Below are 24,042 nucleotides of genomic sequence, written 5' to 3' on the forward strand. Positions count from 1 at the left end.
TATTGGTTATAAATCCGTAATCGGTCTATATTTGGGTACAAGGGTTTTCATAATAGTCCAGCCAATTAAATAACAAACCGCACAGATAGAGAAGATGATGAAATATCCAGCTTCTTCACCTTTAAAGCCCATAAATACCATTTGATTTTGACCTGCATAATCAAATAATACGCCTGAACCTTTGTTGATGATCATTGCGCCAATTCCACCAGCCATACCACCGATGCCGGTTATAGTTGCGATTGCTTTTTTAGGGAACATGTCGCCTACTGTAGAGAATATGTTTGCCGACCATGCCTGGTGTGCTGCTCCTGCAATACCAATAATGATAACCGGGATCCAGTAAGTGATATAACCCAAAGGTTGTGCAAATAAGGCCAGTAATGGGAAAAATGCAAATATCAACATGGATTTCATACGACCAGCATAAGGATTCATTCCTTTTTTCTCTACGAAATAAGTTGGTAACCATCCGCCAATAATTGAGAGTAATGTGATCGTATAAAGTACAAACAATGGTAATGCACTTTGCGTAGAGTCCATTTTATAAACAGAGCTTAGGTAAGCAGGTGTCCAGAAAAGGAAAAACCACCAAACGCCATCAGTCATAAATTTACCGGCTGCAAATGCCCAGGTCTGTTTGTATCTGAAACAGTCCATAAACGAAACTTTAACCGTAGTTTCCTCTATATAATCTACAAGCTTTCTATCTGCAATTAGATCTTGTTGTATATAAGCAAGCTCAGCAGCATTAACTTTCGGATGTACTTCAGGTTTCTGGTAAACGAATATCCAAAATCCCATCCATACAAAACCTAAAGCACCAATAATGATAAACGACATTTCCCAACCATAGGCTGCTGCTATAAAAGGAATAGTTATTGGTGCTGCTAATGCACCTACAGTAGCGCCTGCATTGAAAATACTAGTTGAAAATGCCCTGTCTTTTTTTGGAAAATACTCCGCAGTAGCTTTAATCGCTGCCGGGAAATTCCCAGCTTCTCCAACTGCCAGCACGAAACGTGCAAAAATGAATAAGGTAACACTTGTTGAGATGATTAGTGAGGTATCACCAATGCTTGCAATTGAGTGCTTAGCACCTTCAAATCCTACAAACCATTCGCCTGTAAGGAAACCTGAAGTTGCGATTCCACAAAATGCATGAATTACTGCGCCGATAGACCATACACCAATTGCCCATAAAAAACCTTTCTTTGTATCCATGCGGTCAACAAAGCGACCTGCGAATAACATAGATACTGCATAAAAAATCGAAAACAGCGCAGTAATATTACCATAATCATTATTTGTCCAATGAAACTCTGGAGCGATAAACTCTTTCCATGTTAGTGAAAGAACTTGTCTGTCCAAATAATTTATCGTGGTAGCAAAAAATAACATTGCGCATATTGTCCACCTGTACTTTCCAATTTTTTCTTGGTTCATTATATCTGGTTTTATTTTAATTTTTGTGTAATTAATAATTTGTTTTTTCCGCTCGTTATACCCTTAATGATATCATTTGGGCCCTCAATATATGTATTTCCCTGTAATTACCTGTGTCAAAAATTCTTTACGTATCTAGTTTTGGTTCCGTACCAGGGCGCTATTCCCGTTAAAAAGCGCATGGTGGAAAGCAATTCTACATAATAATTATAAGTAAAAACACTCTTCATTGGAAAATATTTACGCAATCGTTATCGTGGCTACCGCATGTATAATGTTCTTTTGGCCAAGGAGTAAACTATATTATCTTTTATACAAAAGGCCTGAATTAAGTGTAAAATAATTTCATAGATTTAGCTATGCAATTTAAAAACTCATTACCTAAATGTGCTGCAGTATTCCTCATATGTTTTGCAGCAAATATTTCTGAAATTTATGCTCAGGAAAAGACGGTTTTACTCGATTACTACTTTAATCATGAAGTAAAGAAGGATAAGTCAGGAAAAGAAAACCGATTCCATTATACCTGGGAAGATCAAACTTTAAATGGTTTTTCTATGCTGGGCGATATATTTAAAAAGGCCGGATTTCAAACTAAAAGTCTGGATGCTGCCCCTACTGCCGCTAATCTAAAAGGAAGTGATGTATATATTATTGTTGACCCGGATAATCTTAAAGAAAGCCCTACTCCTAACCTAATTGCCGCCGATCATGTCAAAGCCATCGCAGATTGGGTAAAAGCGGGTGGTGTGCTTGTGATATTTGCTAACGACAGTGCAAACACAAACCTTGTTCAACTAAATGACCTGACTGGCAAATTTGGAATCAACTTTACCAATAGAAGCCGGAATATGGTAAAAAATGGAAAGCTTGAAATTGGTGAGGTTCATGTGCCAGCAGGTAATGAAGTTTTTCCAGCTTCTAAAACTTTCTATTTGAAGGAAATTTCTGTTCTTAGTCTTAGGCCACCTGCAAAAGCCTTAATTACCGAACAAAATGATGTGATTATGGCTACAGCTAAATATGGTAAAGGGACCGTATTTGCCGTAGGCGATCCATGGTTATATAATGAATATGTGGATGGCACACGTATTCCTGCAAAATACGAGAATTACAATGGTGCTGTTGAATTGGTAAAATGGCTGAAAAAGCAAACGCTTTAACAGCCATTTTATAAATCTACTAATCAGCTAATTCAAGTACCAAATCGTCTGTATTTACCATTGTTCCGGCGGTTAGCGTTATTGATTTGATAATCCCATCCGCAATCGCAGAAATGTTTGATTCCATTTTCATGGCCTCAATCATAAAAAGGGGTTGATTCTTTTTAACCTGATCACCGGCTTTGACAAATACCTTTGACAACAATCCTTGTAAGGGCGAACCAATATGATTTGAGCTATCTTTATCCACTTTTCGGTTCTCTAGTTTAACAACCTTAACCGATCGGTCCTGAATTTCAATATCTCTGGTTTGCCCATTCAATTTAAAGAATACAGTCCGCATTCCATTATCATCGGCAGGGCCTATAGATAGCAAGCGGACCAATAAGGTCTTTCCCTTTGCAATTTCAATAGTGGTCTCCTCACCTGGCTTCATTCCATAAAAGAAATACCTGGTTGGAATAACAGAAACATCACCGTAAAATCTAAATGTCTTTATGGCATCAGTAGTCACCTTAGGATAAAATTTGTAAGCCAGATACATGGTATAGCTTAGGTCATCCCCAAACTCCTTTTTAAAGGCCTCAAATTCCAACTCTAAATTAAGTGGTGCCAGGTGTTTATTCGGACGGTCTGTAAAAGGCGTCTTACCCTTCAGTAAAATATTTTGAAGTGCCACAGGGAAACCACCTTCAGGCTGACCAATTTCTCCCATGAAGAAGGAAACCACAGAGTCTGGGAATGAAAGTTGCTCACCACGGGCAAATATATCTTCAGGGCTAATTTGATTGGCTACCATGAACTGAGCCATATCTCCAACCACTTTAGAACTCGGCGTAACCTTTACTATATCCCCAAAAAGTTGATTCACATCAGCGTATCGTTGTTTAATTAACTCAAATTGATCGCCCAATCCGAGCGCTATAGCTTGAGGCTTTAAATTTGAATATTGTCCACCCGGAATTTCATGTTCATATACCTCTGCAGAACTTGATTTTAAGCCTGATTCGAATGGATAATAATATTCTCTTACCGCCTCCCAGTAATTAGAATAAGCATTTAATGACTTTTGGTCATAAGGATTTTCCCGCTCATGGAAGCGCATCATCTCTACAATCGCATTAAAATTCGGTTGCGATGTAGTACCTGATAATGAACCCAATGCGCAGTCAATTACATCTACACCCGCTTCAATAGCCATCAGATAAGTAGCTGGTTGCAAAGAGGATGTATCGTGAGTATGTAGGTGGATAGGAATTTTAACAGTGTCCTTTAAAGCCTCGATCAATAATTTAGCGGCATAAGGCTTAAGCAAGCCAGACATATCTTTAACACCCAGAATATGACTACCCGCATTTTCAAGGTCTTTAGCTAGTTTTAAGTAATATTCCAGACTGTATTTAGTCCGTTTAGGATCCAATATATCTCCGGTATAACACAATGAGCCTTCGGCCAGGCCTTTGGTTTTCTTGCGTACCATTTCTATACAAGGCGCAATGTTCTCCATCCAATTCAGTGAATCGAATATCCTGAATATATCTACCCCCTTCTCCCAGCTAGTCTCTACAAAAGATTCGATCAGATTATCAGGATATGCAGCGTATCCAACGCCATTACAACCTCTGATCAGCATCTGGATCAATATGTTAGGCATAGCCTCACGCAGCTTCTCCAGTCTTTTCCAAGGATCTTCATGTAAAAACCTTAAGCACACATCAAATGTTGCACCGCCCCAGGCCTCCATGCTAAAGGTTTGTGGGTGATGCTTGGCAAACCCTTCTGCAACTTTAAGCATATCGTAACTACGCATGCGTGTAGCCAATAAGGATTGATGTGCGTCTCTAAAAGTAGTGTCGGTATAATGGATCTTCTTTTCAGCTTTAAGCCACTTAGAGAAACCCTCAGGCCCCAACTCGGTTAAAAGATCTTTTGTTCCTTTAGGATATGCACTATAATGATCTACAGGCGGCACTTCAGGTTTTTCTAGTCGCTTGTTTTCATCCACAAACCTCACATCAGGATTTCCATTTACAGATACATCAGCTAAATAGGTTAAAATCTTTGTTCCCCTATCTAGTCGCTTTTTAGATTCAAAAAGCTCTTGATGTTCCTGAATAAAATTAACCGTAGCCTTCCCATGGATAAATGTAGGGTGGTTGATTAAATTCTCTAGAAATTGTACATTGTTTTTGACCCCTCTGATTCTAAATTCGCGAAGCGCCCGGTTCATTTTTCTTGAAGCATCTTCTAAGGTTGCCCCACTGGTACTCACCTTAACCAACATCGAATCAAAGAAAGGACTGATCTTCATTCCAGGATAAGTACTGCCTTCATCCAATCGGATACCAAAGCCTGTAGCATTTCTATAAGTAATCAGCGTGCCATAATCAGGTTTAAATCCATTAGCCGGATCTTCCGTAGTAATGCGACATTGCATCGCAAAACCATTGCACATAATTGCATCCTGACTGGTTAAGCCAATTTCTGGATCAGAAAGATGATAGCCATCTGCTACAAAAATCTGAGTCTTGATCAGGTCAATACCTGTGATCATTTCCGTAACCGTATGTTCAACCTGGATTCTTGGGTTTACTTCTATAAAATAGATGTTTTCATCCTGGTCGATTAAAAACTCTACAGTTCCAACGTTATTATATTTTACAGCCTTCGCTATCGAAGTAGCATAATGGTAAAGTTTATCTCTGGTTTCCTGCGTTAAATTTAAAGAAGGCGCAACTTCAACCACCTTTTGGAAACGTCGTTGTACCGAACAATCGCGTTCGTAAAGGTGTAATACCTTACCGTGATTATCTGCTACAATTTGCACCTCAATATGTCTTGGTCGGTCAATAAATTTCTCAAGAAACACGGTATCATCACCAAAAGCATTTTTCGCTTCACTACGTGCTTCAAAAAAGCCCTTTTCTAATTGTTCATCATTCCTTACGATCCGCATACCCCTGCCACCACCACCAGATGCGGCCTTGATCATCAATGGATATCCAATTCGCTGAGCTTCTGCAAGCGCAATTTCAATGGAATTTAAGTCTGTCTCGTTACTCTCAATAATGGGTAAACCTGCTTTTTTAGCTACCGTTTTCGCAGTTACCTTGTCACCGAGCGCCAACATCACATCCGGCCTTGGACCTATAAATATGATTCCATTTTCGGCACATTTCTTCGCGAATTCTTCATTTTCGGATAAAAAGCCATAGCCCGGATGTATGGCATCTGCTTCACTATACTTGGCCATTTCAATAATGGCTGTGATATCAAGATAAGGTTTGAGTGGTTCATGATCTTCCCCTATCTGATAAGCTTCGTCGGCTTTATACCGATGCAACGAGTATCTATCCTCATAAGTATAGATGGCAACTGTTTGAATGTTTAATTCACTACAGGCACGCTCTATGCGAATGGCAATTTCGCCCCGGTTGGCAATTAGAACTTTCTTAATATTCATTGGTTTTAGTGTTTTGCCCAAAAATATTATATTACTTTGAAAGCACCGCATCTAAATGCATTTATTATCAAGGCTTTAAAGTGTAAATAATACACTATAAAGCCCTGAAAACGGCATAAAATCTACTATCATTTATTAAGATGGCATTTCTACCATTTCATTCACGTCCTTTTCATAATCAATTCCTGCTACATCAAAGCCGAATAGATTTAAAAAGTCTTTTTTATAACCAGCAAGGTCACCAATGAGCGGTAAAGTTTCCTCTGTAGCTTCTGGCCACAATTGGGCTACCTTTTCCTGAACGTCAGCACGCATTTCCCAATCGTCGATACGGATTCTGCCTGCTGCGTCAGTTGGTGTGTCTTCGTTCATATATAATCTTTCGGCAAACAGACGTTGGATTTGTTCGATGCAGCCTTCGTGGATTCCTTTTTCCTTCATCACCTTGTAGAGCAGCGAAATATAAAGTGGAATTACTGGAATGGCTGAACTTGCCTGTGTAACGAGTGCTTTGTTGACAGAAACATAAGCTTTTCCGTTGATATCTTTTAATTTATCAGAAATGGTAAACGCAGTTGCTTCCAAATGATCTTTAGCTCTACCAATTGTTCCTTTTCGATATACAGCTTCAGTTAATGATGGGCCGATATAAGAATAGGCCACTGTAGTGGCTCCTGGTGCGAGTAAATTAGCCGCCTTCAATGCGTCAATCCACATTTCCCAATCTTCTCCACCCATCACAGCAACAGTATTTTCTATTTCATCCTCATTAGCTGGCGAAATGGAAACTTCCGAAACAGCTCCGGTATGAAAATCTACAGTTTTGTTGGTAAAAACATTTTCTCCAATCGGTTTTAGTACCGAATTATGCACTACACCGGTTTTAGGATGCAGTCTTTTTGGTGAGGCCAGGCTGTAAATAACAAGATCAACTTGCCCAAGATCATTCTTAATCAAATCAAGTGTCTGTTGTTTAATCTCATCAGAAAAAGCATCACCATTAATACTTTTAGCATACAAGCCAGCCTTATGCGCATGCTTTTCAAATGCAGCACTGTTATACCATCCTGGCGAAGCAGGTTTTCCTAGAGCAGATGGTTTTTCAAAGAAAACACCAATTGTAGCAGCATCGGAGCCAAAGGCACTGGTTATTCTGGAAGCTAACCCGAATCCTGTAGAAGCACCAATAACCAGCACTTTTTTTGGACCATCAATAGCTCCTTTTGATTTCACGTAATTAATTTGATTGATTACATTTTGTTCACATCCATCTGGATGCGCAGTAAGGCAGATAAACCCACGCATTCTAGGTTCAATAATCATATAGTTCTTTTTTTAAGTTAGAATATTTGATGATGGTACTCCATCACTTTTTCGAAACAGATTTTTAGCCATTTCGTATATTTATTTGGATTTGTATTTAGCTCATCTGACAACTCTTTCATTGAGATGTACTGATAATCTGAAGCTTCTTCAAGGTTTAGAACAGGTAATGTATCACTAATTCCCACATATACATGGTCATATTCATGCTCTATAATTCCAGGCATAATTTCAGTATCGTACAAAAAGCTGAAGACTTCAGAAAGATCAGCTTCCATCCCCATCTCTTCCCGCAATCGCCTATTTGCCGCATCTTTGCTGCGTTCACCAGGCCGGGGATGACTACAGCAGGTGTTTGTCCATTTGCCCCCCGAATGATATTTATCTCCTGCGCGTTTCTGTAATAGCAATTCTCCCTTTTTATTAAAAATAAATATTGAAAATGCGCGATGACGCCTGCCCTGAATATGCGCCTCCATTTTTTCCATTACGCCTATTTCATTGTCATTTTCATCAACAAGTATCACACTTTCTTCGGCCTTCATCAGCTATTAATCATTTAAACTTATTGCAAAATATAACAAATTAAAGGACCATTTGATTGTATAATTTCAATAAGGTCTCTTTTGCATCGGTGCACAAGCCTGCATGTGCCCTGGATGTTTGCAAAACTGTACTTCTGGTGGCAGTTAGCCATCTAAACCTAGATGCCATATCTAACTTTCCAATAGTCCCACCTTGTTCAGCACCTTCACAAATTCGCTCAAAAGCACATAAGTTACCTTCTATTACATCTAAATCCAAATCATTACAGAACATGCCTAATTTTTCGGTATTCAGATTGATCAAAACACCAAGAAATTTCTCTTTGGAGCAATACACAACAACGCCCACATTCATAAACTCCTCACGCTCTACCCTGGGTACAACGCGGATAACGGCATACTCAAATAAGTGCTTCTCTTGCATCTTGTGCTGCTTTTACAAAAATATTTGAATTGTCTAATCTGGTCTCAAGGAAATGAATGTAAGCTTGTCTATGCTCCTCTGGACTTTCAAACGAATATTCATCAGTCAACCATTCTTCAGGTATTAATGCGGCTATTGAAGCTATAAGGCTCGGAGTCAGTATGGCACGAAAGGCTTTGTCCACTGCTTCAAGTTCAGAAGCATAGGGCAATAAAACGTGATCCTTAATCAAAATAAAAGGACGCAAAGCTTGCTCTTTCCAGTTTTGCCAGGAATGATGAAAATATAGAGATGCCCCATGATCTATTAACCAGAGCTCTCTATGCCAGATCAACATATTTGTGTTTCTGGCTGTGCGATCCATATTGGTTAGCAAACAGTCAAGCCATACAATCTGTGAAGCCAATTTTGCGTCTACTACAGTCACCAATGGATCAAAGGTAATCGCTCCAGAAAGATAATGTAAAGCCAAATTAAGCCCTTCACTCGCTCTAAGTAGATCCTGTATCTCTTCATCCGGCTCTATCCTTCCAAATGCCTCATCCAGACTGGCAAATACAATTTCCGGTACTTTTAAGCCAAGTGCCCGGGCAATTTCAGCACCGAATATTTCGGCAATCAGTGCTTTTGCACCTTGTCCTGCACCTCGAAATTTAAGTACATATAAAAATCCATCATCAGCCTCTGCAATCGCAGGCATAGACCCTCCTTCTCTTAAAGGAGTTACATACCTGGTTACATTAACCGATCGCAATGCCAGCTCAGTATTATTCATAACATGCATTTAATCGTTCTAAAATCAGGCATAAAGATATAGAAAACTGCAACCTCTACTGTAATGAATTTCTTTTATTGCTGCACAATTAATTACATTTAATGTAATTAATGTTTAATACAGATGATTAAGATTAAAAGAGTTTATGAGCCAATATCAAAGGATGATGGCTTTCGAATTTTGGTTGATCGACTATGGCCCAGAGGATTAAAGAAAGAGGACGCTCATATCCAGCTTTGGTTGAAAGAAGTTTCTCCTTCCACTGAGCTTCGTAAATGGTTTGATCACCAGCCGCAAAAATGGGAAGTCTTTAAAAAGAACTATCTGGAGGAATTGGCGACGAATAAGGCTACAAAAGAGCTTTTAAATGTACATGAAACTAAGCCAACGATTACCTTGTTATACGCCGCGCACGATCAACAGTATAATCATGCCCTGGTATTGCTTGAATTTTTAAAAAGAGAAATGGATTGACAGATGCTAATCCAGATTTTTTACTTAATGATGCCAGTAATGTTGTTTGAAACATGATTTTATAAATTAATACGATCAGAAACAAGAGTAGCAATGGGAAATTAAAATGGCATTAAAACTTTAAAAAAATCGTTAGAACAATTAAAAAAAATCAAAAAGAGACTAATATCTCAGGAGATCGCCCCGGTATATCAAAAAAGCATATATCTTTACGCTCAAATTTTACAATTAAATTCTTTTATGGCAAAAGCATCTGAAATTAAAGTAGGAAACATTTTACGTTTTAACGGCGAACTAGTAACAGTTACGGAAATCTTACATCGTACTCCAGGTAAAGGTGGAGCTTTCTACTTAGGCAAATTTCGTAACATTAAAACAGGGAAAATTGTTGAGGCCCGTTTAGGAACTGACGAGCAGGTTGAAATTTGCCGTGTAGAGACGAGTGACTATCAATATTTATATGAAGAAGGTGATTATTTTGTGGTCATGGATAATGTCACTTTTGACCAATTCAATATCCCTAAAGCACTTTTTGGAACATCAGCTAAGTTTCTAAAAGAAGGAATGAATGTAATCGTTTCTCTAGAAAGTGAAGAACCGATTATGGCGCAGGCTCCAAACTTTGTAGAATTAGAAATTACCTATGCTGAGCCAGCTGTTAAAGGTGATACTTCTTCTGGTGCACTAAAAAGTGTTACAACAGAAAATGGCATTGAATTAAAAGTGCCTTTATTTGTAAATCAAGGTGATAAGATAAAAGTAGATACGCGTACAGGCGAATACGTCGAACGTGTTAAATAATTAAATAATTATTTCAAGATGGCTTACAGAAATGCAAGCCATTTTTTTTGTCCCCTATTTTATCATAGGAAGATACTTTTCACGACTCTCGATAATTACCCAAATATTAATCGCAAACAATGCAAGTGCTATTGGTAAACCCGATGGGGCCATTGTAGCATGTGTCAAAACTATTCCTATCATCACTGGAAAAATAATTATCGCACCAAGCGCTCTGTACTTGTTGGTTATAAAAAGTGCACCCCCAACAATTTCGGCAACTGCAATAAGTGGCATCAACCAACCTATAGTCATAAAGGCTGTCATAACTTTAACCATACCCTCCGGCAAATCTTTGGGCACAGGCATATAATTCAAAAATTTATTCAATCCTGCGTTAATAAACATCAGCCCAAAAAGCAAACTTAGGACAAACAGAATTATCTTCTTCATAGTTTTTGTAGATTAGACTAGCAATATATGATTTACATAACAATCTTAACTCCGATTGGTTCAAAAAATAACAGGAAACAGGTCTAAAAAACATAGATTTAATCTCAAATTGTAAAAAACACGTATTTAGCTGCTTAAAAAGGCGTATAAACCTCATTGATCAACAAAATCATAGTTCCTAAATTTATAATCCCTTTTGTAGGTTACGAGAAATTAATTACGAAGCTATGAAAACAAAAACGAATGAAGGTAAACGCCACAATTTCCCAAAAACCCGTGTGAACGGTACTCCTAGTTATTATTTTCATGCGGATGAAGACTTCAAGGAAGATTGGGATTGGGCTAAGGAAAAGACGATCGAATTAAAACCTCTTGCGAGAAAGAAAAAATCAATTTAACATGTAATTAACATATTTACTTATGAAAAACATGATTAGTGCAAATTTTACTGATATTGGTATCAGCATCGCTCCCCCCTTAAACGCTTCAAAAAAAATTCTCATTATTGAAGATGACGAACTTTGTGTAAGGTTACTCGACCAGATCCTTACTCGAGCAGGATACGTCTTTCGAGCTTATCGATATACCGAAAATATTCTTCGATTGATTGAAAATTTTAAACCGGATCTTGTTTTGTTAGACTATAGTTTACCCATATCAAATGGTGAGATACTTTGTAATCAGATTAAACGATGTGCGCAAACCAGATCCCTACCGGTGATTATTTGCTCGGCATACAATAATATGTTCCTATCGGTAAGTAAGTATGGTTGCGATTCCTTTATTGGGAAGCCTTTTGAGCCAAGTTCTTTCATTGAAAAAATTAGAACACAGTTAGTGAAGGCAGAAGTGTACTAAAGTCCAAGTGCAGGTAAGTCTTTCTCAAATTTAATAGTAATCTGAGTGCCCGATTTTGAAGTATCAATATCCATATTCCCGCTTAGCAGAAAAACTCTGTTTTTAATAGACCTTACACCAGAGCCCTTTGCTAATGACTCGTCAATTCCAACTTGAAACCCCTTTCCATTATCTGAAACTCTTATGTTTACCCAGTCAAATGCTGCACAAACAGTAATTTCTGCTTCCGTTGCCTGAGCATGTTTAATGCAATTATTTATTAATTCCTGGATCATTCTAAAGATATACAATTGAAGTTCCGGATGGAGTAGGTCAGCTGATGGATCTAAGGTACTCTTGATTTTAAATCCTGAAGTACTTAACCGCTGTATCATCTCCTTTATGCCCTTTGTAAAACCAAAGTCTCTGAGCACGGAAGGAGTAAGTTCATAAGACAATTCCCGGGTTTCGGTAATCGCCTGGGCAAGTAATTGATTGATATTCTGGAATTCTGCATTCAAATTTTGGCTATGTTGGATATTCTGAACATTAAGCCTGATTCCGTAAAGGATCTGACACACACCATCGTGTAAGGCATTGCTTATTTTATTTCTTTCATTTTCCTGAGCTTTAAAAGTAGCAGCAAGTATCAATCTTTGCTGCTCAGCATCTTGCTGTTGCGCTTTCAATTTCAATCTGGTTTTTTTTGTGATATCCATCACAATACCGGCAAAGTAACTGTCAGGTCCAGTGCTGTCAATCTGCTGCCCTTTAACAGCAACAATTTTGGTTTTACCACGTTTAGTTACGATTCTAAACTCCATTTCAACATCGCCACCGTGTTGGATTGCATTGGACAAGCTTTGTCGGACTAAATATTGATCATCTGGGTGAATAAATGAGATAAATGAACGGATTGTACCATCAAATTCCCAAGGACTAACATCGAATAAATACAAGCTAAAGTCATCCAAAAAAATTTTGTTTGTTGCTATCTTCATGGTCCAGGTACCCGTTCCAGAAGCTTTTAGCGTCAACTCCAGTCTTTTGGTCGTCCCCATCAACTTTTCTTGACCAATACGACTTTCTGAAATATCTATAACCGTAATATAATACTGAAGTATTCCAGTAAATGTATTCACAATAGCGATTCCCTCCATTCGGGTATAAATTTCCAGATTCCCGGCAAGCGAAAGTTTAATCTCACAATTCTGCTTAAGCTCGGTACTTTGCATTTTATGTAAGAACCCATAAAAAAACTCCCACATTTCGGGAGCAACAAAACTTTGAAACCGTTTTTCCAAAATGTCTCTTTTAGAAATCCGTAACAGATCGGCCCCGGTTTGATTGGCTTCTTCTACCAGACCAAGATAGTCAAGAATAAAGTAACCTACTGGTGCTCTGTTGAAAAAAAATGCAAATTTCACTCGCTCTGTTTCTAGCAACTGATAAAAAGCAGGTAGTTCTGTATCCTTATTGTCGACTTTTTTTTGTGTCATTTATTTAATTTTTAAAATAACAGCTACAGCCTTATACGTTCCCAATTTAATTATGAACAAATTTCATCAACGATTGTTCTACGCTGGACATCATATATTGAGCAATAAATAATAAATTTAAATCAAACAATAAGCTAAAAGCTTTGTTACCACATCGATAAGGAGTAATAGTGTCGACGATCAACTATTTTAATTACAAAAAGTATGATTAGCATTGTATTGGCTGACGATCACCCTATAGTACGCAGTGGATTAAGAAAACTCGTAGAGCAACCTGAAGATATACTAGTAATCAAAGAATGTGCGAATGGTATGGAAGTTCTCGATTTTGTTAAAACAGGAGAAAAAATCGACATTGTTATTTCCGACTTAAATATGCCAGAAATGAACGGCACGGAGCTGACTATAGCCTTGCAAACCATTAATCCAGGTATTAAAGTAATTATACTTTCTATGTATGATGATCTAAATCATGTTGCTGCAGTTTTTAACGCAGGGGCAAATGCTTATCTCTTAAAAAGTGCCGATACAGAAGAGCTGGTATTCGCGGTGAAAATGGTGAACAAAAACCGTAAATACATGGGCATAGAACTTATTGAAAAACTTATTAAACTACAGATTAATAACCTATACAACAATCAGTTAACAGGGGATTTAGGCCATTACTCAGAGCGAGAACTACAGGTGCTGCAACTCATAGCTGATGGATTGACTAACAATGAAATCTCCAATAAATTATTCCTGAGCAAGCGTACAATTGAAGGTCATCGTCAAAGTCTATTGCAAAAGACTACGCAAAACAATACCGCCTCACTTATTCGTTATGCGATAAAAAATAGATTGATCACCTGATTGAGCTACTTAAAATAAAAAAGGGCACGCGTCATGAAAAACACGCACCCTTAACGCTCTCTAAAATATAAACGTAATCGGATACTAAATGGTTTTAAAAATATTATTTATTTTCTTCAGTAGCTTTAATCATTGCGCCCAAAAAGGTTTCGGGAGCTTGTGCGCCAGAAACAACTAGCTTTTGATCAAAAATAAAGAAGGGTACTCCTGTAATTCCCAAATCCTGAGCTGTTTTCTCATCATACCTCACCTCATCAGCAAAATCATCGCTTTTCAGCATAACTTCAACTTCCAGTGTGTTTAATCCGCTATCCCTACCAATTTGAAGTAAAACCTCATGGTCAGCAATATTCTTACCGTCTGTAAAATGAGCCTTAAACAGATTCTCTTCTACTAAATCTCCAGCACCATTCTCCTTGGCCATTTGAATAAGACGGTGTGCATCAAAAGAGTTGGCGATCACCGACTGGTCAAAATTAAAAGTTAAACCAACTTCGGCTGCTGTCTGCGCTACATGCTTATGCGTTTCTACAGCCCAGTCCCTGCTCCTGCCATAACGCTCAGCTAAATAATCGTAGGCACTTTTATCCAATACGGTAGCGGCATTAGGATCCAACTCAAAGCTATGCCACTCCACCTCTACTTCATCTTTATGTTCAAACTGAGCCAGGGCCATTTCAAACTTTCTTTTGCCTATGTAACAAAATGGGCATCTTACATCCGACCAGATATCTACCTTCATTACTTATGTTCTATTTTGTAAATTGTTGTTTGCCTATAGTTTTCCCCAGGCCTTAGAATGGTGCTTGGAAAAGTTGGAATATTAACTGCATTTGGGTGATGTTGCGTCTCCACACAAAATGCCTCGTAAGGATGATAATCCTTACCATCTTTACCGCCCTTTACCTCTAAATACTTAGCAGTATAAAAATGAGCAACAGGCTCTGTGGTATACACTGAAAGCTTAAGTCCTCCTGTCTCTTCGGAAGTTTCGGACGCTAAGGTAAGTTCGCCATATGGCTTATCTAAAACGTAAGTCTGGTCGTACCCTTCTGTAGGATCCCAATCCCTTCCTATCGCTTTATCACCCAGGAAATCATGCGTAGTGCCCTCTACAGGAATTAACATCCCAGTAACCACATAATTATCATCCTGCTCCAGATAATAGCTTGCAGGCATTCTATGCAAGTGATTTGCTATAGAACCACCCTGTGGTGCTAAGTTAAAATAGCCATGATGGGTTAAATTTATAGCTGTAGGTGCATCCGTTGTTGCTTTAAAGTCTAAAATCAACTCATTTTCATCAGTCAACTTAAAAGTGAGCTGTACGGTTAAATTCCCAGGAAAATTCTCCTCTCCATCAGGGCTAACATATTCTAGGGTAACACTCGGGTCAATGGTCGACAATACTTCCCACATTTTCCGGTCAAAACCGATATCACCTCCATGTAAACAATCTCCGCCTTTGGCTTGTGAAAGCTGATATGTTGCTCCATCAATACTAAATCTTCCGTTCTTAATCCGGTTAGCATAACGTCCTATTACAGCGCCTAAAAAAGGGTAATTACTTAAATATTCTTCGCTGGTATACTGATCTACATCATCAAAACCTAAAACGATGTCCTGCTTATCACCGTTCTTATTGGCAACTATAAACTTGCTTATAATCGCACCATAATTATAGATTTTAACATAGGTACCGTGAATATTGGTCAGTTCTATCGCCAAGACTTCTTTTTCATCAATAAATTTTCCAGTCTTAATCAGCTTTCTTTCCATAAATTGTATATTAGGAGCGTTTGTTATGAACTAACAATACTATCAATACTTTAACTTAAAACCAAAAGCAAACTTAAAATATTACAATGAAAACGGAATTAATTAGTAAGTTCTTAGAAAAATACGGGCATGAGCCAACCGCAAACTATTTTACCCCTGGTCGTGTAAACCTAATTGGAGAACATATTGATTATAATGGCGGACTCGTGATGCCCTGCGCAGTAACACTTGGAACCTGGCTTAGCATGGCTCCTAACAATGATAATGTAATCAGATTTAAGAGTTTAAACTTCTCTGAAGAACAAGAATTCCCAATACAAACCAGATATACCAAAACAGGTCCTGAATGGTATAATTACCCGCTTGGTGTTTTTAATGAAATCATAAAAAGGTACCCGTTAACTAGCGGCTTAGACCTGTTGTTTTTCGGCAATATCCCGATCGGATCAGGACTATCTTCTTCTGCCTCTATTGAAGTCGCGATGGCCTACGCCTTAAACAATTACTTCAATTTAGGATACGAAAAAATCGAAATCCCTTTGCTTGCGCAAAAAGTAGAAAATGAATTTATTGGTGTAAACTGTGGCATCATGGATCAGTTTGCAGTTGCCTTTGGGGAAACAGATAAAGCCATTGTCTTAAATTGCGATACGCTACATCATGAAATTGTTGACTGCAATCTTGGAAACTACAAGTTAGCCATCATAAATACCAACAAACCACGTAAACTGGCGGAATCTAAATATAACCAGCGTGTTGCTGAGTGCCAAACCGCCTTAAGGCAGTTAAACAAAGAAATCTCTTTGCATAACCTTTGCGAGCTAAATGCCGATAAATTTGCTGAATACAGTCGCCTGATTACAGATCCGATCGTTTTAAACCGTGCAACGCATGTGGTGAACGAAAATGACCGGGTTAACCTGGCTGCAAAAGCACTAAACAGTGGCAACTTAACAGAATTTGGTCGTTTAATGTACGCTTCTCATCAATCTTTGAAGGATTTATATGAAGTTACTGGTGCCGAATTGGATGCTGTGGTTGAATTTTGTTCAGCTTACGAGCATGTGATTGGTGCACGTATGACGGGCGCTGGATTTGGCGGTTGTGCTATCGCTTTGCTTAAAAAGGGTCAGGAAGATGATTTCAACAAGAAACTAACTGATTTCTATACCGATCGCATTGGTTATGCCCCTACGATCTATATCAGTGAAATTGGTAATGGTGCTTCCATAATTTAATTTTATTTTTGCAGCATGCAGAAATTAAAATTAGACGACCTGAACCGTGTGAGTATTGATGAGTTTAAAGAACAGGAAAAACTTCCGGTAGTTGTAGTACTTGATAATGTACGCAGTATGCACAATATCGGCTCTGTTTTTAGAACCAGTGATGGTTTTGCTGTAGCAGGCGTTTATTTATGTGGCATCACGGCTCAACCGCCACATAGAGAGATAGAAAAAACAGCATTAGGTGCAACTCAATCGGTAGACTGGAAACATTTCGAGACTACTCTTGATGCAGTAGCTTCTTTAAGGGCTGATGGCTACACCATCATTGCAATTGAGCAAGCTGCTGGAAGCACGATGTTAAATACATTTAAACCTGCTACAGATGCTAAATATGCATTGATTTTTGGTAATGAAGTAAATGGAGTAAGTGACGAAGTGATGGCACAAATTGATCAATGCATTGAAATTCCTCAATTTGGCACAAAGCATTCGTTCAACATTGTTATTTCAGCAGGAATTGTACTTTGGGATTTCTTTGCTAAATTAAGATTGTAAAATCTATCTGTAAGCTTATAGAGAATATATTGTTAAAAAACCTGCATCTTCTTAGGATGCAGGTTTTTTAACAATATATTCTACTTCAGACTATGCGTATGGAATGCCATCTTTTGATGGAAGGCTACTATGCCCCATTAAATACTGATCTACCTTACGTGCAGCTTCCCTGCCTTCAGATATTGCCCATACCACTAAGGATTGTCCGCGACGCATATCACCGGCAGCAAATATCTTAGCAATATTTGTTTGGTATTTACCTTCTTCCGCTTTCACGTTACCTCTATTGTCTATTTCTACACCTAATTTTTCAATTAAGCCTTCTTTTTGAGGATGTAAGAAACCCATAGCCAATAGCACCAATTGACAAGGTAAATCGCGCTCAGTACCTGGTTTTTCTTTGAAATTCAAAGGACGGCCAGTCGCATCAATATCCCATTCCACATCAACTACTTTTACAGCTTTAAGGTTACCGTTCTCATCTTTGATGAACTCCTTAGTGTTTACTCCCCAGCCTCTCTCGCAACCCTCTTCATGCGAAGAAGTTACTTTAAGTAACATCGGGTAAGTTGGCCAAGGCATATTATCGGTACGACTTTGGGCTGGCATTGGCATAATCTCAAACTGAGTTACCGATTTTGCGCCCTGGCGGTTAGATGTGCCAATACAATCAGATCCGGTATCACCACCACCAATTACAATCACATCTTTACCTGTCGCAAGGATATCTTCCCCTTCAACCTTAAAGTTTTTAACTCTTTTGTTTTGCTGCTTTAAAAAGTCCATTGCAAAATGTACTCCTTTAGCTTCTCTACCCTTAGCTGGTAAATCACGTGGAATGGTTGATCCACCTGCAAGAATAATGGATTGAAAGTCTCTTAACAAAGTATTCAACTCCACATTGACACCAACATTGGAGTTACATTTAAATACTACGCCTTCTTTTTCCATCAGTGCAATACGTCTGGTTACTACATCCTTTTGTAGTTTAAAATCAGGAATACCGTAGTTTAGCAAGCCACCTGGAGTATCGTCACGTTCGTAAACAACCACCTCATGACCAGCTTTGTTCAATTGTGCTGCTGCCGCTAGTCCAGCCGGACCAGAGCCAATCACCGCTACCTTTTTACCTGTTCGGATTAAAGGTTGCTCGGCTTTAATATATCCTTTATTGAATGCAATCTCAATGATATGTTTTTCTATTTCCTCAATAGATACAGGTGACTTGTTGATCCCTAACACACATGCAGACTCGCATGGTGCCGGACAAATACGACCTGTAAACTCTGGAAAGTTATTGGTGCTCAACAAAATAGTTGATGCCAAGTGCCAGTCACCTTTATATACAGCATCGTTAAATTCTGGTATTACGTTACCAAGCGGGCATCCCGACTGGCAAAACGGTACTCCGCAATCCATACATCTTGCTGCCTCTGCATTTACCTGTTCAGCTTCAAAAGCCTCTACAAACTCATTATAATGTTTTAAACGAGCTTTAGCATCTTCTTTTACAGGAGCAGTTCTTTCATACTCTAAAAATCCGGTTACTTTTCCCATTATTATATATTTGAATTATTAGTGATGGTCATTATTCTCTTCTTTTTTGGTGATCTGATTTAGCTTAGGCTTTAACTGTTTGTCCTCTTTTTTGCAACACTGCTTTGTATTCTTTAGGGAATACTTTAATAAAGTGTGCCGATTGAGTTGCCCAATCGTTTAAGATAAACTTAGCTAAATCACTATCTGTAAGTTGGATATGTCTCTTCAGCAACACATTAATTCTCAGTTCATCTTGTTCGTCAAGCGGATCAAGATCTACCATTTCTTTATTGCATTTGCTGGCAAAATCACCTGCTGTATTGTAAACCCAGGCAATACCACCACTCATACCCGCTGCAAAGTTGCTTCCAGTGGCGCCAATCACAAGTACCTCACCACCGGTCATATACTCGCAACCATGATCGCCTAATCCTTCAACTACCGCAGTAGCACCAGAGTTTCTTACCGCAAAACGCTCACCAGCCTGTCCACGCACAAACAACTCACCAGATGTGGCACCATACAACGCCACGTTACCAATAATAATGTTTTGTTCAGGCACATATTTGATTTCACTGAAAGGATAGATCGACAATCTAGCCCCAGAAAGTCCTTTACCAACGTAGTCATTTGCTTCACCTTCCAGTTGTAAGGAAATACCTTTGGTCGCAAAAGCACCAAAACTTTGTCCTGCAGAACCTTTAAACTTGAAGTTAATGGTATCATTAGGTAAACCTTGACTCTTATAAAGCTTAGACACCTCATTAGAAAGCATGGTACCGATCGCACGGTTTGTGTTTTTCAACTCAAACTCTTTGTATATAGGCTCTTTGCTAGCTAATGCTGGTTGCGCAGCTTTAATTAGTTCGTGATCCAATACATCAGTCAACCCATGATCCTGTACCTCAGTTTGATATAAACTCAATCCATTGTCAGGTGCCTTATATAATATGGCAGACAAATCAAGATCTTTCAATTTCCAATCAGCTTCTTCAATAGGACGAACACTCAGTGCATCCGCTTGTCCAACCATTTCCTGTACTGATCTAAAACCAAGCTCAGCCATAGTCTCTCTTAACTCTTCAGCTAAGAAATAGAACAAGTTTACTACATGATCCGCTTCGCCAGTAAACAACTTCCTTAAGTTAGGATCTTGTGTAGCTACACCAACCGGACAAGTATTTAAGTGACACTTACGCATCATGATACAGCCCGAAGTTACCAATGCAGCAGTAGCTACACCCCATTCTTCAGCACCTAATAACGTGGCGATTGCGATATCTTTACCAGTTTTAAGCTGACCATCCGTCTGTAATACCACTCTGCTACGCAGACGGTTTTTAACCAGTGTCTGGTGCGCTTCAGCCAAACCAAGTTCCCAAGGTAAGCCTGCATGTTGAATAGAGGTTAATGGAGAAGCTCCTGTACCGCCATCAAAACCTGACACCAAAATCACATCAGCATGTGCTTTCGCTACACCAGCAGCAATTGTACCTACACCAGCTTTAGAAACCAGTTTAACGTTGATTCTTGCTTCACGGTTAGCATTTTTCAAATCGAAAATCAGCTGTGCCAAATCCTCGATAGAATAAATATCATGGTGTGGTGGCGGAGAAATTAAACCTACACCAGGTGTAGCGTGACGAACCTTTCCGATCCAGTCATCCACTTTCTCGCCAGGTAACTGACCACCTTCTCCAGGTTTAGCACCTTGTGCCATTTTAATCTGTAACTCGTCTGCATTACTCAAGTAGTAACTAGTTACCCCAAAGCGAGCCGAAGCAATCTGCTTAATCGCAGAGCGCATAGAATCACCATTTGGCAATGGTTCATACCTCAACTCATCTTCGCCACCCTCACCGGTATTGCTTTTTCCACCTATACGGTTCATAGCAATAGCTAAAGTTGAGTGTGCTTCATGTGAAATAGAGCCAAAAGACATTGCTCCTGTTGCAAAACGTTTTAATATACCTTCAATCGGTTCAACTTCTTCCAACGGAACAGCTGGGCGATTGTAATTAAATTCGAATAAACCTCTGATAGTAAACGCCTGGTTAGTTTGCTCATTTACCAGTTTAGAGTATTGTTTGTAAATACCATAATCCTTTTTACGGGTAGCATTTTGTAACAAGTGGATAGTTTGTGGGTTAAACAAATGCTGCTCACCTTTACGTTTCCATTTGTAATTTCCACCCGTAGGCAATATTGGGTCAGGGCGATTAGCCAACTTAAAGACTCTATTGTGCTTAATTAAAGTTTCTTTAGCGATTTCATCCAATCCTAATCCACCGATTCTTGATACAGCGCCTGTAAAGTAATTATCTACTACATTTTTATGTAAACCAAGGATTTCAAATATCTGCGCACCATGGTAAGATTGTAAGGTAGAGATTCCCATTTTTGAGAAGATCTTTAACAAACCATTATTAATAGCGTAGATATAGTTCTGAATTAGTTTTTCAGGTTTAACACCTAACTCCTGTTGGAAACCTGTAATAGTTTCTAAAGCCAGGTAAGGGTTTACTGCTGTTGCACCAAAACCGATTAAGGTTGCAAAATGATGTACTTCCCAAACATCACCAGCCTCAACTACAATACCTACTGCACCTCTGTATCCTTTACGGATTAAGTGATGATGTACTGTAGATACAGCTAACAAAGAAGGAATTGCAGCGTGTTCTGAATCCAATGCACGATCAGACAGTACAATCACCTGGAATCCATCTTCAACAGCGTCAACTGCATAGCGACAAAGTCTGTCTAAGCCTTTTGCTAAAGCACCTGGCTTACCATCAGCCCTAAAATAAGTCTGTAAGGTTTTTGATTGGAATACTCCAGTATCGATACTTCTTAGTTTCTCTAGCTCATGGTTGGTTAATATTGGATGTTTAATACCCACACAGTGACACTGCAGCGCATTCTCCTCCAATATATTACCATTATTCCCCATAAATCCTGCAAGGCTCATCACCACTTTTTCCCTGATTGGGTCGATTGGTGGATTGGTAACCTGTGCAAATAATTGCTTAAAGTAAGAAGATAAATGCTGTGGTTTCTGAGAAAGAACAGCCAATGGGATATCAGTACCCATAGAACCGATTGGCTCTTTAGCATCTCTAGCCATTGGTTTTAAAATCAGATCTACATCCTCTCTACTGTAACCAAATACCTGTTGATACCTGAATATAGATTCCTGAGATAAACCACTAAATACCAATCTAGGCTCAGGAAGTTCTTCCAGTCTGATTTGATATTGATTGATCCAGTCGCCATAAGGTCTTCTGCTACAAACTTGTTGTTTAATTTCTTCATCACTGATGATACGACCTTGTTCCATGTCAACCACGAACATTTTACCCGGGGTTAACCTACCCTTTTCAATGATTCGGCTTTGATCAAGTGCTAAAGCTCCTGCCTCAGAAGCCATAATCACATGGTCATCTTCAGTAATCGCGTATCTTTGCGGACGTAAACCGTTTCTGTCCAGTGTAGCACCAATTAGGTTACCGTCTGTAAAGGAAACTGCTGCCGGTCCATCCCAAGGCTCCATTAAAGTAGCATGGAATTTATAGAAAGCTTGTTTCAGCTCGTCCATATCTTCATTACCATCCCATGCTTCCGGGATCAACATCATCAATACATGTGGTAAAGAACGACCTGAATGCAATAATAATTCCACGATATTATCCAAACATCCTGAATCTGAGTTCGACTCATCTATAACAGGAAGTAAAATATTTAATTCTTCTGGTGTAAAGTATGGAGACGCGAAAGACTTCACGCTTGCTCTAAACCAGTTCAGATTACCCTGTAAGGTATTAATCTCACCATTGTGGGCAATATATCTAAAAGGCTGTGCCAATCTCCATGAAGGGAATGTATTGGTTGCAAAACGGGAATGCACCAATCCAAACGCCGACACTACACGCTTATCGCCTAATTCGGTAAAGTAAGATCTAACTTGCAATGAGGTCAGCTGCCCCTTATATACGATAGTTCTGGAAGAGAAAGATGCGATATAGAATTCGCCATTAATCCCCTTTACAGTCGTGTTAATGGTTTTAGACAGGTAGTTTTTGAATACATATAGTTTACGTTCAAAATCTGCACCTGCAGCAATTGCATAAGGACGAGCAATAAATACCTGTTCCATTTCTGGCTCTACAGATAAGGCCATATCGCCTATACCTTCGGTGTTGGTCAGCACCTTTCTAAAGCCCAAAACTTCAAGGTTAAGCTTTTCCGCTGCCCTATAAATAATCTCTCTGCATTCTTCTCTTGCTTTTACATCTTTCGGTAAAAAAAGCATCCCTACGCCATAATCTCCTGATTCATTTAAACTGAATCCGATTTTAAGACATTCATCGTACAGGAATTCGTGAGGTATCTGTATCATGATACCAGCACCGTCTCCAGTATTGATTTCGGCTCCCACTGCCCCGCGGTGATCAAGATTTTCAAGAATGGTTATCGCGTCTGAAATGATTTGTTGCGACTTTCTGCCCTTAATATGAGCCACAAATCCGATGCCGCACGCATCATGTTCAAAACGCTGGTCGTATAACCCTTGGTTATCTTGTGTTAATTCCATAAGTTCCGTTTAATAATAGTTTGGTATAGTGTATTTAGGACACTAAGATACGAATAAATAATGACGAATTATAATATTTATATATTTTTTAGGATATACACAACATATTTAAAATTAATCACACCAACATTGCCATATTGACAATATGCAACGATTGAAATTACGAGATTAGCAATACCACTATTTAGAATTAATTTTCATAAGCTTGCATCAGACCACCAGATCGCAATATTTGCTATTCAATAGTTGTATAATTGAATTATAGAACCGTCGAATATCTTTCAGTGTTTTTTTAATACATTCAATCTATTTAAC

At 38.8% G+C, this 24,042-nt stretch carries 20 protein-coding genes; 8 read left to right on the forward strand and 12 right to left on the reverse strand.

Annotated elements, in window-relative coordinates:
• Window positions 1-6: 6 nt before the first annotated feature.
• Entirely contained in the window at window positions 7-1,446 is a 1,440-nt protein-coding gene (locus BLS35_RS13775; protein ID WP_090781960.1) for an MFS transporter, read from the reverse strand.
• A gap of 359 nt (window positions 1,447-1,805) precedes the next feature.
• On the opposite strand from BLS35_RS13775, the gene BLS35_RS13780 reads away from it, so the two are divergent.
• Window positions 1,806-2,609 (forward strand): DUF4350 domain-containing protein, encoded by an 804-nt coding sequence (locus BLS35_RS13780; RefSeq protein WP_090781963.1) that lies wholly within the window; start codon window positions 1,806-1,808, stop codon window positions 2,607-2,609.
• A 19-nt stretch (window positions 2,610-2,628) separates the two neighbouring features.
• On the opposite strand, the gene BLS35_RS13785 is transcribed toward BLS35_RS13780, so the two are convergent.
• The 5 genes from BLS35_RS13785 to BLS35_RS13805 all read right to left on the reverse strand — a co-directional run bounded on the left by BLS35_RS13785 (window position 2,629) and on the right by BLS35_RS13805 (window position 9,139).
• Window positions 2,629-6,072 (reverse strand): pyruvate carboxylase, encoded by a 3,444-nt coding sequence (locus BLS35_RS13785; protein ID WP_090781966.1) that lies wholly within the window; start codon window positions 6,070-6,072, stop codon window positions 2,629-2,631.
• A gap of 135 nt (window positions 6,073-6,207) precedes the next feature.
• A complete protein-coding gene (gene fabV, locus BLS35_RS13790) occupies window positions 6,208-7,395 on the reverse strand; it encodes an enoyl-ACP reductase FabV (protein ID WP_090781968.1) in 1,188 nt (395 codons plus the stop codon).
• Between the two features lie 17 nt (window positions 7,396-7,412).
• Window positions 7,413-7,940, reverse strand: coding sequence for an isopentenyl-diphosphate Delta-isomerase (gene idi / locus BLS35_RS13795; RefSeq protein ID WP_090781970.1), 528 nt, complete (start codon window positions 7,938-7,940; stop codon window positions 7,413-7,415).
• Window positions 7,941-7,980: 40 nt separating this feature from the next.
• On the reverse strand, window positions 7,981-8,364 hold the full coding sequence (locus tag BLS35_RS13800) for a DUF3037 domain-containing protein (protein ID WP_090781973.1): 384 nt from the start codon (window positions 8,362-8,364) through the stop codon (window positions 7,981-7,983).
• Entirely contained in the window at window positions 8,342-9,139 is a 798-nt protein-coding gene (locus tag BLS35_RS13805) for a HipA family kinase (RefSeq protein WP_090781975.1), read from the reverse strand. Before BLS35_RS13805 ends, BLS35_RS13800 begins: the two co-directional genes overlap by 23 nt.
• Window positions 9,140-9,262: 123 nt before the next feature.
• On the opposite strand from BLS35_RS13805, the gene BLS35_RS13810 reads away from it, so the two are divergent.
• Window positions 9,263-9,613, forward strand: coding sequence for a DUF488 domain-containing protein (locus tag BLS35_RS13810; RefSeq protein WP_090781977.1), 351 nt, complete (start codon window positions 9,263-9,265; stop codon window positions 9,611-9,613).
• 240 nt (window positions 9,614-9,853) lie between these two features.
• Window positions 9,854-10,414 carry an elongation factor P gene (efp, locus tag BLS35_RS13815; RefSeq protein WP_090781979.1) on the forward strand — a complete coding sequence of 187 codons (561 nt, stop codon included), beginning with the start codon at window positions 9,854-9,856 and terminating at the stop codon, window positions 10,412-10,414.
• 54 nt (window positions 10,415-10,468) lie between these two features.
• Here the strand turns inward: efp and BLS35_RS13820 are convergent, their stop codons facing one another.
• On the reverse strand, window positions 10,469-10,846 hold the full coding sequence (locus BLS35_RS13820) for a DoxX family protein (RefSeq protein ID WP_090781981.1): 378 nt from the start codon (window positions 10,844-10,846) through the stop codon (window positions 10,469-10,471).
• A 227-nt stretch (window positions 10,847-11,073) separates the two neighbouring features.
• Here BLS35_RS13820 and BLS35_RS27820 point away from each other — a divergent pair, with 227 nt between their 5' ends.
• Together BLS35_RS27820 and BLS35_RS13825 are read left to right on the forward strand one after the other, a co-directional pair.
• Complete coding sequence (locus tag BLS35_RS27820; RefSeq protein ID WP_165973393.1) at window positions 11,074-11,244, forward strand: hypothetical protein; 171 nt, start codon at window positions 11,074-11,076, stop codon at window positions 11,242-11,244.
• A 22-nt stretch (window positions 11,245-11,266) separates the two neighbouring features.
• Window positions 11,267-11,704 (forward strand): response regulator, encoded by a 438-nt coding sequence (locus BLS35_RS13825; RefSeq protein WP_090781983.1) that lies wholly within the window; start codon window positions 11,267-11,269, stop codon window positions 11,702-11,704.
• Here BLS35_RS13825 and BLS35_RS13830 read toward each other — a convergent pair.
• Entirely contained in the window at window positions 11,701-13,182 is a 1,482-nt protein-coding gene (locus BLS35_RS13830) for a sensor histidine kinase (protein WP_090781985.1), read from the reverse strand. The two genes, BLS35_RS13825 and BLS35_RS13830, sit on opposite strands and share 4 nt — an antisense overlap.
• Before the next feature lie 204 nt (window positions 13,183-13,386).
• Between BLS35_RS13830 and BLS35_RS13835 the strand changes: the two genes are divergently transcribed.
• On the forward strand, window positions 13,387-14,034 hold the full coding sequence (locus BLS35_RS13835) for a response regulator transcription factor (RefSeq protein WP_090781987.1): 648 nt from the start codon (window positions 13,387-13,389) through the stop codon (window positions 14,032-14,034).
• A 103-nt stretch (window positions 14,035-14,137) separates the two neighbouring features.
• Here BLS35_RS13835 and BLS35_RS13840 read toward each other — a convergent pair whose 3' ends face one another.
• The gene (locus BLS35_RS13840) at window positions 14,138-14,776 is read right to left on the reverse strand and encodes a DsbA family oxidoreductase (protein WP_090781989.1); all 639 of its coding nucleotides are present in this window, start codon (window positions 14,774-14,776) and stop codon (window positions 14,138-14,140) included.
• Window positions 14,776-15,813 carry an aldose epimerase family protein gene (locus BLS35_RS13845; protein WP_090781991.1) on the reverse strand — a complete coding sequence of 346 codons (1,038 nt, stop codon included), beginning with the start codon at window positions 15,811-15,813 and terminating at the stop codon, window positions 14,776-14,778. Before BLS35_RS13845 ends, BLS35_RS13840 begins: the two co-directional genes overlap by 1 nt.
• 86 nt (window positions 15,814-15,899) lie before the next feature.
• On the opposite strand from BLS35_RS13845, the gene BLS35_RS13850 reads away from it, so the two are divergent.
• Window positions 15,900-17,051, forward strand: coding sequence for a galactokinase (locus BLS35_RS13850; protein WP_090781993.1), 1,152 nt, complete (start codon window positions 15,900-15,902; stop codon window positions 17,049-17,051).
• A gap of 15 nt (window positions 17,052-17,066) precedes the next feature.
• The gene (locus BLS35_RS13855) at window positions 17,067-17,597 is read left to right on the forward strand and encodes an RNA methyltransferase (RefSeq protein ID WP_090781995.1); all 531 of its coding nucleotides are present in this window, start codon (window positions 17,067-17,069) and stop codon (window positions 17,595-17,597) included.
• A gap of 90 nt (window positions 17,598-17,687) precedes the next feature.
• On the opposite strand, the gene BLS35_RS13860 is transcribed toward BLS35_RS13855, so the two are convergent.
• Together BLS35_RS13860 and gltB are read right to left on the reverse strand one after the other, a co-directional pair.
• The gene (locus tag BLS35_RS13860; protein ID WP_090781997.1) at window positions 17,688-19,154 is read right to left on the reverse strand and encodes a glutamate synthase subunit beta; all 1,467 of its coding nucleotides are present in this window, start codon (window positions 19,152-19,154) and stop codon (window positions 17,688-17,690) included.
• 64 nt (window positions 19,155-19,218) lie between these two features.
• Entirely contained in the window at window positions 19,219-23,727 is a 4,509-nt protein-coding gene (gene gltB, locus BLS35_RS13865; RefSeq protein WP_090781999.1) for a glutamate synthase large subunit, read from the reverse strand.
• Window positions 23,728-24,042: the final 315 nt, after the last annotated feature.

The sequence above is a fragment of the Pedobacter sp. ok626 genome (assembly GCF_900100435.1).
GTDB lineage: Bacteria > Bacteroidota > Bacteroidia > Sphingobacteriales > Sphingobacteriaceae > Pedobacter.

Bases quoted from the DNA above. Each gene is read 5' to 3' on its own strand.
- BLS35_RS13860 (WP_090781997.1), bottom strand. From the start codon at position 19,154: ATGGGAAAAGTAACCGGATTTTTAGAGTATGAAAGAACTGCTCCTGTA.
- BLS35_RS13775 (WP_090781960.1), bottom strand. From the start codon at position 1,446: ATGAACCAAGAAAAAATTGGAAAGTACAGGTGGACAATATGCGCAATG.
- gltB (WP_090781999.1), bottom strand. From the start codon at position 23,727: ATGGAATTAACACAAGATAACCAAGGGTTATACGACCAGCGTTTTGAA.
- BLS35_RS13835 (WP_090781987.1), top strand. From the start codon at position 13,387: ATGATTAGCATTGTATTGGCTGACGATCACCCTATAGTACGCAGTGGA.
- BLS35_RS13805 (WP_090781975.1), bottom strand. From the start codon at position 9,139: ATGAATAATACTGAGCTGGCATTGCGATCGGTTAATGTAACCAGGTAT.
- BLS35_RS13820 (WP_090781981.1), bottom strand. From the start codon at position 10,846: ATGAAGAAGATAATTCTGTTTGTCCTAAGTTTGCTTTTTGGGCTGATG.
- efp (WP_090781979.1), top strand. From the start codon at position 9,854: ATGGCAAAAGCATCTGAAATTAAAGTAGGAAACATTTTACGTTTTAAC.
- BLS35_RS13850 (WP_090781993.1), top strand. From the start codon at position 15,900: ATGAAAACGGAATTAATTAGTAAGTTCTTAGAAAAATACGGGCATGAG.
- idi (WP_090781970.1), bottom strand. From the start codon at position 7,940: ATGAAGGCCGAAGAAAGTGTGATACTTGTTGATGAAAATGACAATGAA.
- BLS35_RS13855 (WP_090781995.1), top strand. From the start codon at position 17,067: ATGCAGAAATTAAAATTAGACGACCTGAACCGTGTGAGTATTGATGAG.
- BLS35_RS13785 (WP_090781966.1), bottom strand. From the start codon at position 6,072: ATGAATATTAAGAAAGTTCTAATTGCCAACCGGGGCGAAATTGCCATT.
- BLS35_RS13825 (WP_090781983.1), top strand. From the start codon at position 11,267: ATGAAAAACATGATTAGTGCAAATTTTACTGATATTGGTATCAGCATC.
- BLS35_RS13810 (WP_090781977.1), top strand. From the start codon at position 9,263: ATGATTAAGATTAAAAGAGTTTATGAGCCAATATCAAAGGATGATGGC.
- BLS35_RS13840 (WP_090781989.1), bottom strand. From the start codon at position 14,776: ATGAAGGTAGATATCTGGTCGGATGTAAGATGCCCATTTTGTTACATA.
- BLS35_RS13830 (WP_090781985.1), bottom strand. From the start codon at position 13,182: ATGACACAAAAAAAAGTCGACAATAAGGATACAGAACTACCTGCTTTT.
- BLS35_RS13780 (WP_090781963.1), top strand. From the start codon at position 1,806: ATGCAATTTAAAAACTCATTACCTAAATGTGCTGCAGTATTCCTCATA.
- fabV (WP_090781968.1), bottom strand. From the start codon at position 7,395: ATGATTATTGAACCTAGAATGCGTGGGTTTATCTGCCTTACTGCGCAT.
- BLS35_RS27820 (WP_165973393.1), top strand. From the start codon at position 11,074: ATGAAAACAAAAACGAATGAAGGTAAACGCCACAATTTCCCAAAAACC.
- BLS35_RS13800 (WP_090781973.1), bottom strand. From the start codon at position 8,364: ATGCAAGAGAAGCACTTATTTGAGTATGCCGTTATCCGCGTTGTACCC.
- BLS35_RS13845 (WP_090781991.1), bottom strand. From the start codon at position 15,813: ATGGAAAGAAAGCTGATTAAGACTGGAAAATTTATTGATGAAAAAGAA.